The sequence below is a fragment of the Nocardia sp. NPDC057227 genome (assembly GCF_042669725.1).
Lineage (GTDB): Bacteria > Actinomycetota > Actinomycetes > Mycobacteriales > Mycobacteriaceae > Nocardia > Nocardia asteroides_A.
In genome coordinates this window covers 86,795-97,113 of the sequence record NZ_JBHUXA010000012.1, presented here as the reverse complement: position 1 = coordinate 97,113, position 10,319 = coordinate 86,795, and the positions used below count along the sequence as shown (strand labels likewise).

At 68.6% G+C, this 10,319-nt stretch carries 7 protein-coding genes and 1 pseudogene; 1 reads left to right on the top strand and 7 read right to left on the bottom strand.

Features of this window, described 5'->3' with window-relative positions:
• On the bottom strand, positions 1 to 2,683 hold a 2,683-nt coding region (locus ACFUJ1_RS18440), incomplete at its 3' end, for a tetratricopeptide repeat protein (RefSeq protein ID WP_378647081.1).
• 16 nt (positions 2,684 to 2,699) lie between these two features.
• Positions 2,700 to 3,035 (bottom strand): trypco2 family protein, encoded by a 336-nt coding sequence (locus ACFUJ1_RS18435; RefSeq protein ID WP_378647079.1) that lies wholly within the window; start codon positions 3,033 to 3,035, stop codon positions 2,700 to 2,702.
• A 262-nt stretch (positions 3,036 to 3,297) separates the two neighbouring features.
• Between ACFUJ1_RS18435 and ACFUJ1_RS18430 the strand changes: the two genes are divergently transcribed.
• Positions 3,298 to 3,894 (top strand): recombinase family protein, encoded by a 597-nt coding sequence (locus ACFUJ1_RS18430; RefSeq protein ID WP_378647077.1) that lies wholly within the window; start codon positions 3,298 to 3,300, stop codon positions 3,892 to 3,894.
• Positions 3,895 to 3,914: 20 nt separating this feature from the next.
• Here the strand turns inward: ACFUJ1_RS18430 and ACFUJ1_RS18425 are convergent, their stop codons facing one another.
• The 5 genes and pseudogenes from ACFUJ1_RS18425 to ACFUJ1_RS18405 form a co-directional block, all read right to left on the bottom strand.
• Positions 3,915 to 6,137, bottom strand: coding sequence for a tetratricopeptide repeat protein (locus ACFUJ1_RS18425; RefSeq protein WP_378647075.1), 2,223 nt, complete (start codon positions 6,135 to 6,137; stop codon positions 3,915 to 3,917).
• 197 nt (positions 6,138 to 6,334) lie between these two features.
• The gene (locus ACFUJ1_RS18420; RefSeq protein WP_378647073.1) at positions 6,335 to 6,715 is read right to left on the bottom strand and encodes a hypothetical protein; all 381 of its coding nucleotides are present in this window, start codon (positions 6,713 to 6,715) and stop codon (positions 6,335 to 6,337) included.
• 1,520 nt (positions 6,716 to 8,235) lie between these two features.
• Positions 8,236 to 9,312 carry a hypothetical protein gene (locus ACFUJ1_RS18415; protein WP_378647071.1) on the bottom strand — a complete coding sequence of 359 codons (1,077 nt, stop codon included), beginning with the start codon at positions 9,310 to 9,312 and terminating at the stop codon, positions 8,236 to 8,238.
• 262 nt (positions 9,313 to 9,574) lie between these two features.
• Positions 9,575 to 9,701 (bottom strand): annotated as a pseudogene (locus tag ACFUJ1_RS18410) (IS5/IS1182 family transposase); the annotation flags it as partial.
• 23 nt (positions 9,702 to 9,724) lie between these two features.
• Complete coding sequence (locus ACFUJ1_RS18405; RefSeq protein ID WP_378647070.1) at positions 9,725 to 10,000, bottom strand: hypothetical protein; 276 nt, start codon at positions 9,998 to 10,000, stop codon at positions 9,725 to 9,727.
• Positions 10,001 to 10,319: the final 319 nt, after the last annotated feature.

Below are 10,319 nucleotides of genomic sequence, written 5' to 3'. Positions count from 1 at the left end.
GGTTCGCGAGGTTGTTGAGGCTTCCCGCGAAGTCGGGCTGGTAGGTGTCGGGGCGTTGGGCGGCCAGCGCCCGGTAGAGCCCGGTGGCTTCCTCGATTGCGGTCAGGGCTTCTTCGGGGCGGCCGAGCTCGGCGAGCTGGTTCGCGAGGTTGTTCAGGCTGGAGGCGAGGCCGGGCTGGTATACCTCGGGGCGTTGGGCGGCCAGCGCCTGTCGGATCCGGACGGCTTCCTCGATCGCGGCCAGCGCCTCCTCGGGCCGCCCCAGCGCGGCGAGCAGGACCGCGAGGTTGTTCAGGCTCAAGGCGACGTCGGGCTGGTACACCTCGGGGCGTTGGGCGGCCAGCGCCCGGTAGAGCCCGGTGGCTTCCGCGATCGCGGTCAGGGCGTCTTCGGGGCGGCCGAGCTCGGCGAGCTGGACCGCGAGGTTGTTCAGGCTCAAGGCGAGGTCGGGCTGGTATACCTCGGGGCGTTCGGCGGCCAGCGCCTGTCGGATCCGGACGGCCTCCTCGATCGCGGCCAGCGCCTTTTCGGGCCGCCCCAGCGCGGCGAGCCGGATCGCGAGGTTGTTCAGGCTCAAGGCGAGGTTCGGTGCGTCGAGGTCTTCGGTGTGGCGGAGCCGGTCTACCGCGGTTTGCAGCAGTGTGGCCGCGGTGGGGGCGAGAGCTCGGGTCCGGTGCGGGATGAGGTCGTGCAGGGCTTGAAGTGTTTCGGTGCTGGTGGTGGGGATGGCGTGGTCGAGGGCGGTGGTGAGGGGTTCGGGTTTCTCGACGCGGGTGGCGACGGCGATCGCGGCGGGCAGCAGGGTGGCGGGGTTCTGGGCGCACCAGCGGGTGAGGCGCTCGCCTGCCGCGGCGAGTGGGGGGTGGGCGGCGGCGCGGGTGCATACGGTGAGCAGGTACTCGGCGCGGCCGGGGTCGGTGATGGTGGTGGCGAGGGTGTCGATGATGGTGCGGGCGGGGTCGAGGATGTTTCGTCCGACGAGGTACTCGGCGAGGCGGTCCGGTGCGAGACCACCGAAGGCGGTGTCGGTCTGGCCGGGGTAGAGGCTGGTCAGCCAGCCCCGCACCTTGCGCCCCAGTAGAGGCTGGCCGGACAGTTCCGGCACGGCCGCGATCACCGCATCGAGGTCGGCGGGGGTGGTAGGGCCGAGCACGGCGGTGGCCGCGACGGTGTCTTCGAGCACCGCCACCCCCACCTCGCCCAGCCCGGCGCCGGCCATGGTGTGTTTCCAGTAGCGGCGCTCGTGGATCAGGACCCGATCTTCCAGGGTGCGCCCGGTGTGGGTGGAGTCGAGGTGAGCGTCGGTGTCGAGCAGGTCGGCCAAGGCCTGCATCTGCACCCCCAGCACGGTGGTCCCCGCCCCGGGATCGGGCGGCGGGGAATCCAGCACCCGGCCGGCGGCGGCCTGCCAGTCGTGGTCGCCGGCTTGCGGCAGGGCGGGCAGGACGGCGGCGAAGGCCTCGACCGCGGCCTGGTAGGTGGCCTCACGGCCGGTAGCGGTGGTGTCCAGGGGTGCCAGGGTGGTGGTGCGGGCCAGCTCGGTGAGCTCCTCCGCGCTGGCGCTGCCCGCGGCGATGTCGGTCCACCAGTCTCCGATCGTGCGGGCCAGCAACACCACCTTGACCTGCCGGCCCGGCACCGCCGCGGCGACGGTCACGGCGTCGAACAGGGCGGGGAGCTGGTCGGGGCGGGACTCGGCGTAGTCGACGATCACCAGCAGCGGGGTACGCACCTGCCCGAGGACCTGTAGCCGGTCAGGATCGGTATGGGCGGGGTCGAGCCACAGCACCGACCACCGCTGCTCGGCGAGCTGTTCGCCGAAGTAGTGCGCCAGCCGGGTCTTGCCCTGCCCGCCCGGACCGTGCAGCGGCCACACCCCCACCCCGGGCTCGCCCGCCCACGCGTGCAGCTCGTCGAGCAGGTGCTCGCGGCCGGGCCGGAACGGCACCACTGCACGGCGGGCCTGCAGCAGACCCGCCGGGGAACCCAGCACCGGGGAGAACCGCAGCGGCGACTGCTGGTCCATCAGCCCGGCCAGCTCGACCGGTTCCCACCGCAACCCCGCCGCCCCGGCATGCTCGGCGACCGCGTCCCGGAACTGCGGGTCGGCCAGCAGCACGTAGGCCGGTACCGCCTTCAGCGCGGCGTGCTCGCGGTGCTTGGGGTCGGCGGCGACCACCCCGGCCAGCAGCCCTTCGCAGAACACCGCGGCCCCGGAGATCCCCTGCCACGGAGAGCCACCCGAGACAGCGGCGGCGGGCGGGGGCTCGGTGAGCTCGACGAGGTGATGGTTGTTCGCGGTGCCGCTGCCCGGGTTGATCCACCCGGTGTGCTGCGCGCCCTCCGCCGCGGCACCCTTGCGCTGGGCGAAGTCCGGCAGCCCCCACGTCTGACAGTCTGTCCGCGGCCGGTCGGTGACGAGCCGCCCCCACACCACCGGCCGCACCGGCTCCGGTGTCCAGGTGGGGTCGTCGAGCAGGACCAGCGCGGCATCATCACGCCCGCCCGGGCTGCCCTGCCACACCACCGTGCCGGTGAAGGAGCCGTCGAACCCGGGCCGGAACATCGACACCTCGGCCTGATCGCCGACGACGTGGGCCGAGGTCAGCACCAGCCGCGCAGCGATCAGATACCCCGACCCCGCCGCCGCGCCGGTGACCCGGAACACCCGCTCACGCTGCACCGCCCCGCCCCTTCGTCTAGTCCGGGATGCGCCCGGACAGGTCGCCGGGGCCGTCCTCGCCCTCGGCGGCGGCCTCGCTACCGACCAGGATGTCCCCGCCGCCGGGTGCTTGCGGGGTCAGGGTCACATTCACCCGGTGGCGGCGGGTGCGTCCGGCACCGGCCTCGACCTCACCGGTGACCACCCACGCCTTGAACCCCGCCTTGGCCTTGGTATCCGCGCGCAGCTCGACCTCGAACGACAACTCGATCGGCCCCACCACGAACGGCAACACCGAACCCGCACCAGCAGCCGAGGCCGCCAGCAGTTCATCGCGCAGCCCGGCCACGGCCTTGCTCAACTCGATCTCCACGACCACCCTCCCAACACGCCGAAAACCGGCCACCACGGTGCACCGGCCCGGCGACCCTAGCCGAAAACCCCGCCGCCCACCGTCATTCGAACTACCGACACCCGCTGGCGGACCTCCCGAGCCTTCGTTTTCCGAACACCCGCCCGCGCGGCGCCGTCGAGCCGGGACTCGCAGGAGCTGGTGTTCGGAAACCCGTTCGGAAACCGGTAGGCTCCGACCCGGTTGTTGAACACGTTTCCCGAACGATCCGAAGGAGTCCACGATGGCGTTGGTCGGTCTGGTCCGGGTCAGCACCAGCAGGCAGGAGACCGCGCGTCAGCACGACGACCTGGATCCGATCTGCGTGAAGGTGTTCGAGGAGAAGATTTCCGGCAAGCTCGCCGTGGCCGACCGCCCCGGACTGCAGGCGGCGCTGGCCTACCTGCGCCCGGAGGACATGCTCGTGGTGCAGGAGGCCGACCGGCTCGGCCGCAACCTGCTCGAAGGCCTGCTGGTGCTCAACGACCTGTTCGAGCAGGGGATCCAGGTGAAGGTGCTGCACGGCATCGCCGCCGGCGAGCACACCGAGCGCAGCCTCATCCTCGACCTGGCCCTCGCGCTCGCCGAGGACCGGCGCCGCGACATCGCCCGCAAGACCCGCGACGGCCTGGCCGCGGCGGCCAAGCGGGGGCGTAAGGGTGGCCGGCCGCGGGTGGTCGACGCGGACAAGCGCCGCGCGATCCTGGCCCGGCACACCGAAGGCCAGTCCCTGCGCGAGATCGCCTGCGGCGTCGGGGTCAGCTTGGCCGTGGTCCACGGCGAGGTGAAAGCGGCCCGCGACGCGGGAGTCGCGAACAGCGGTACCGCATCGCTCGACTGATCTGCACCAGCGAACTCAGTTCATCGAGAACCTCGCTGCTTCCGCGCTGCAGCGAGCTGATCGCGGGTGGTCAGGGTGTTGGGGTGGTCGTCGCCGAGGACCCGGCGGTTGTCGGTGAGCAGCCGCTCGTACAGCTCGATGGCCTCGCCGACCCGCCCCGCCGTCTCGTAGGTGTAGGCGAGGTTGTTGCGGGTGGTCAGGGTGTTGGGGTGGTCGTCGCCGAGGACCCGGCGCCGGTCGGTGAGTACCCGCTCGAACAGCTCGATGGCCTCGCCGACCCGCCCCGCCGTCTCGTAGGTGCCAGCGAGGTTGTGGCGGGTGGTCAGGGTGTTGGGGTGGTCGTCGCCGAGGACCCGGCGCCGGTCGGTGAGTACCCGCTCGTACAGCTCGATGGCCTCGCCGACCCGCCCCGCCGCCCGGTAGGCGAAGGCGAGGTTGTGGCGGGTGGTCAGGGTGTTGGGGTGGTCGTCGCCGAGGACCCGGCGATTGTCGGTGAGCAGCCGCTCGTACAGCTCGATGGCCTCGCCGACCCGCCCCGCCGCCCGGTAGGCGAAGGCGAGGTTGTTGCGGGTGGTCAGGGTGTTGGGGTGGTCGTCGCCGAGGACCCGGCGCCGGTCGGTGAGCAGCCGCTCGTACAGCTCGATGGCCTCGCCGACCCGCCCCGCCGTCTCGTAGGCGCCAGCGAGCTGGTTGCGGGTGATCAGGGTGTTGGGGTTGTCGTCGCCGAGGACCCGGCGGTTGTCGGTGAGTACCCGCTCGTACAGCTCGATCGCCTCGCCGACCCGCCCCGCCGTCTCGTAGGTGCCAGCGAGGTTGTGGCGGGTGGCCAGGGTGTTGGGGTGGTCGTCGCCGAGGACCCGGCGCCGGTCGGTGAGCAGCCGCTCGTACAGCTCGATCGCCTCGCCGACCCGCCCCGCCGTCTGGTAGGCGTAGGCGAGGTTGTGGCGGGTGGTCAGGGTGTCGGGGTGGTCGTCGCCGAGGACTCGCTGATGATCGGTGACGGCGTGCTCGGCGTAGGAGATGGCACGGCGTAGGTCTGCTGCTCCGATCAGATGGCCGATGGCCCAGCGGCGGGTGGCCAGCACAGCGGCATCGGTGGCTGGGCTGAGGGTGGGAAGGCCGGCGGCGTGTCCGGTGAGGGTTTCGATGTGGTCGATCAGCCGGGTGCCGTCACCGCGGCGCTGGAACGCTTCGCTCCGGTCGAACAGGTGGGGTTCGAGCAGCGTCGCCGCGGCGTCGATGAGGCCGTCGAGGGTGCCCGCGGCCAGGGCGCGTTCGCGGACCACTCGCCCGGTGAGCCGGTGCATCACCAGCACCCGCCCACCGGTCGCCCACGACAGCAGCGACCCCTCCACACACCGCCCGATCGCCACACCCGTCACCGGATCCGGTTTCCGTTCCAGCAGCGCGGCTTCCACACCGTCGGGGGACAGCATCGCCAGCACGCCCACCAGCCACCGCACCCGCTCGTCGAGCGCGGTCTCGCCGGTGGTGGTGACGGTGTCGATCGCCAGTCCCAGCGCCTGATCGGTGGCGCGGTCGTAGCCGGTGCCGCGCTGGCGGGGCAGCGCGTCCGGGAGCGGTTGGGCGGCCAGCAGCTCCCGGTAGCCGGGGTAGTCCAGGCGGCGGGTGGTGATGGTGGTCGCGGCGGCGGCCAGGGCCAGCGGCAGATCTCCCACCTCGGCGGCGAGGGCGTCGGCGCCGGCCGGGTCGTCGAGCCCGGTCGCCGCGGCCAGGTAGGTGACCGATTCGATTCGGTCGTAGCCGGTCGCGGCATCGACGAGCTCACCCAGGCCGGTGAAGGCGCGGTCGGTGCTGGTGATCACCACCCGCACCCCGCCCCCGGTGGGCAGGAACTCGTTCAGGAAGTCCGGGTCGGTGGCGTTATCGAACACCAGCACCCCCGACAGCACCGGTGTGCTGTTGAGGTGGTCGCGCAGCCGCCGCGCCGAGACCAGCGAATCCCCCTCCGGGTCGGCCACCCCCAGCGCAGCGGCGACGGCGGCCAGCCCGGCCAGGGCGCTGTCGCGGGTCTCTGCACCGATCCAGCCCACCAGCCTTGTGGCGGGGTCGGCCATGACCTGGCGGGCGTAGGCGGCGGCTACCTGGGTCTTGCCGGCACCGCGCATCCCGCACACCACCACCGCCACCCGTTCCCGGGCCAGGGCCGCGCGGAGCTGGCCGATCTGGGCGCGAGGCACGAAGTGCGGGGCCGGGAGCGGTAGCGCACCCACCACCTTCACCCCCGGTGTCTCCGCTGGTGCAGAGGGCGGGGTACCGGTGCCGTACAGGTGGTAGTGGACTGCGCTGGACTCGGTGCGGGAGTTGACGATCGCGATGTCCCTCCCGGCGCCAACCGTGTCCAGATCAACGGCCGGACCCGTGCTGGCCGGGGTGGTGTCCCGCCGCCAGGGCCACCATCGGCCGGTGCGTGGCCCGTTCATGGGTGTGAGGCATCACCGCGGTTGTCGGTGCCCTCGAAGGTCATGTCCCGCCCGGCCTGCAGCCCCCGCCCCCGCACACCGGGGCCCGGGCCCCGGGTCTGACCGAAGCGCATGTCCCGGCCCGCGCTGGCGTCCTCGACGTCGATCCCCACCCCCGGCTCCGGTCGCACCGGGGTCGGAGTCGGGGGCTGGGCGGCGAGCTGCAGCCACAGCGAGGTGGCGAACGCAGCGACGGTCAGCACCGCCACGGCCACCCACGCCCACACCGCGCCGCCGTCGGTCGCGACGTTCACCGCCACTGCCAGCCCGGAGGACACCACCGCGGTCGCCGCGGTGGGCACCGCCACCTTGCGCACCGCCTGCCACGACATCGCCACACCGACCTCCCCAGGCCCGAAAAGTTCCCCCGATCCTCACACAGCACCCCGGGCCACACCCACTGGCCCGCAACCCTTCCGCATCCCGGACGGTCGCTCAACAGCGTCGCAACCAGCACCATTGCTCCGGGTTCCGCCAAGGTCGGGATCGGCTGTCGGTCGAACAGCCGACAGGCCAGGCGACCTCGCCGAGGCTGAGGCCCGGTTCGGCCCGGTTATCGGAGGTTGGAGCTACGGGGCGAGTCACGAAATTTAGCGCGAAATTTCGATTGTGGTCCAATCGGTCCACCGGTGCCCGGTCTCTGCGGAGAAGTGTGAGTGCCAGATTTTGTTGTTGGTATCAACCACTATGCTGTGCAATCGATGAGGGCTTGAGATGCCAGCTGTAACGTATACGACCGGACCCGGGGTTTCCCGGGGGCTCCATTCGGACCAGTCTTTCCCGCGTTGATGCCATCTATGGGAAAGATCGCCGGCACTTCCTATGACGAATAGTTCTTGGTGCGTGGTGGCCTGTCTGTATGCGGCAAGTTCAGTGGTTGCGCTACCGGGGGTTCCCCAGTCTTCCCAGGCGGCCCATCCATGCAAGTACCACGAATGCCACAGTGTTCCATCGATGTCTGCGGCGAATAGTTCCATCAACTCGTCGTTCGGACTACATACAGTGACCGCGACGGCTCGACGTGGAAGATGGCGATCAGCCCAACTCGACCAGCTGCCGCTACCCACCTTCCAGCGGTGTACTAGTTTGAGCTCTTCCGTGACAGCGAATATCTCCCGGTGCCCGCTCTCGCGGCTGACAGTTGATATTTGGCAGATCTTCCCTCGGCTTCCTGAATCCGGAAGCCTTGTCGGTGAAGTCCACTCACTGCCGGTAGACTTAGTAAGCCAGATCTGACCATGGTGGTCGACGACGTAACACTCAACGGTGCCGAAGACAGGTGTCATGGCAGCTGCATCAACAACTCCACTGACGCCGATCTGCGGCGAGGCGGACCATCTCATCGTGCGTTCGTCGTAGCTGACACATCCAACTCTTCCTGCGTCGGTGACAACCAACAATAGCAATCTTCCGTTGTTGAGTGGTACCGCTTCGATAGCTACTATCAAGCCGTCGCTTCGAGAATGGAAGTGCCAAAATATGGGACCGAAAACAATGATAGAAACGACGAAAATCTGTACCAGAATCCAGAATGGGCTTAACCGGTCCGGAATCAGTGAGCTTGCGAGGCTGTTACCCAGCAAGGCTACTACCACAGCGCCTAATGCTCCGCCAAGTGCGGTGAGCAGCGGCCGGCGAGAGTTCGAGGTGAATGTCACGATCGTTCAATGTAATCGAAGGCACGCTGACGGGCGATAGTTTATGCCGCAGCAGGTCAAAGAACTCGCTTTCTGCTGCTTGGACGATGCCCCAGGTCGATCCCAAGAGTCAGTCGACGCCCCGTGTACCTCGAAGCGCGAGCGGACGGCCACCTCGAATGCCGGAATGGGTACGGTCCTGTTGCGCTTCGGAGGCAGGCTTAGTAGCCCCATCGGCTGAACAGCGCGCCGCTCGAATTGAACAGGTTCACTGCATCGTGAAGGAGAGATTCATACAGGGGGTAATTGCTGGATCCGCCGCCAGCTGATGATGAGATGCCAGAGGAACCCGATTGCCCGGACCCCAGCAACTGTTCGTCCTGATTTGTTGAACGACGGGTGCGTGGTGCGGGTACAGAAGACGCGGCCAATCCGCCGGACTGAGGTGTGTTGTTTCGGGAGCGAGAATCGGTGTAATGCGAGGGGTGGACCGGGGACGGGGTGGCGTCGTAGTGGTGGCGGTTCCGTTTCGGGGCAAGGGCGTGCGGTTGTGGCGTCGGTGAGGGCTGCTCGGCCACGGAGGGGTCGGGATCCCGCGGTTTGCGCCGACCAGGCGCGTTTTCCTGGATCCATTCCCAGCCGTCGACGACAACGTCATCGGTACGGTTGCCGATGACCCCGGCGACGGCTGCTACGGCCACAAACCTGAGCCCTGTGAAGATATAGCGCTGCACCCAACTCTGTCTGTCTCCTGAGGCCAGGGCGTGCTCGTCTCGGCAGAGAGCGATGACGAAGGGGGCGCCGCGACGGGGATCGTTGAAGTCGTTGAGGATCCGCCACAATGGTTCAGTTCCACATTGAGTCGCGATGTTGCGCATCAACTCGGCCTTGCTTAGGTCACGTCCCCGCACCTCGGCGATCACCCGCACGAGCGTCGGATTCGACAGCGCCGTCAAGCAGCCGGTCCAATCCCGGGGCAGGGCGGAAGCGCATACGATCGGCCAGACGGTCTCGGTTACCAGACCGAGAAAGACCGACTCGGGAATGTGGACGCTCCCGGCGGCGTGGATGTTGTCGCGGTAGCGCACGAGGCCGGCGGCCATGAGAGCCCTGAGATGGTCCGTCGTCTCGTAGACGGAAGCAGTCGAAGAAAGAGCATTGAGCGTAGCCTGCCTCATACGCAGACGGTCGTAGTCGCGGTCGGGCTCACCTGAGCGCGGAAGGTACTCCGAGCATACCTGTGCAATCCACTGTTGCAGGCGTACCAGTCCCACCTGCCGTGACTCATCAAAGGGCATGGATCTCCTAGCGCCGGAAAGCTGTGCCGCAACGCGGAAACTCGCAACCTGGACTGCGAAATCATCGGTACCTCGGTCGGTAGCAAGCAGGAAATGCTGCCATCCTCGTTGTACCGACGCGACAATCCTCTGTCTGTCGTTCGATCAGCCGACACGCTCGCAGATCGGAAGTGTCTGCGATCGAGGCTCGTGCAGTACTTTGTCGATCCATATGCCGATACCTCGTTGCTCCGGGCTCGTAACCAGTTCGGTTGCCGAGTCGTCGCCAGCAGATGAGAGAAGCGGCCGAGGACAGCAAGCTGCGGTGGATATCGGTGCGACGTTCCCAGCGGATGGCGAGACGCTGAAAGGGGTTGGAGCAATGCCAGGGTTTGCTCGACGACCCAGCGGATCGGTTGCAAGTTGTCGTGGTTCACCAGCGCGGGTGGTGGGGGTGTCGGGTGGTCGTCGCCGAGGCGGCATGTCCGCTGAGAGCGTCGATGCAGTCGATTAGCCCGGCCACCTTCGCCGCGACGCTGGAACACCTCGTGCCATCGAATAGATGCGGTTCGAGCACCGGGACCGCGTCCTCGATGATGCCGTCAAGAGTCTCGGCAGCTAAGGCGCGTTCGCGGATCACCCGTCCGGTAAACCGGTGCAGCGCCAGCACCCGCCCGCCGGTTGCCCACGCCACCAGCGCGTCCTCCACACACCGCGCTCTCAGGTCTCCACGATCTGACGGCGCGGCAACTTGGTGGCCAGGATCAGCGGGCCGCCCGAAGTTGCGATGCGCTATTACCGGGAGTCCCGTACGAGAGGGGGAACGGACCACTACGCCAACGCGCTGTCGGCCAGTGCAACTCTGCGGCTTTGATCTGTTGCCGCACCGATGATCTCGTATGCCATAGCTGTCCAGTCGAGGAGGGTGCACGGGTGCGGCAGAACAACCGGTCACGGCGGCCCCGCCCGGTCGCGCGGGCGGGAATCGGGCGCGGCAGGTCCTGCCGGTCACCTGGCAGCGCGCAGCC

Coding starts and splice junctions, on each gene's coding strand:
- ACFUJ1_RS18430 (WP_378647077.1), top strand. CDS start 3,298: ATGGCGTTGGTCGGTCTGGTCCGGGTCAGCACCAGCAGGCAGGAGACC.
- ACFUJ1_RS18415 (WP_378647071.1), bottom strand. CDS start 9,312: ATGCCCTTTGATGAGTCACGGCAGGTGGGACTGGTACGCCTGCAACAG.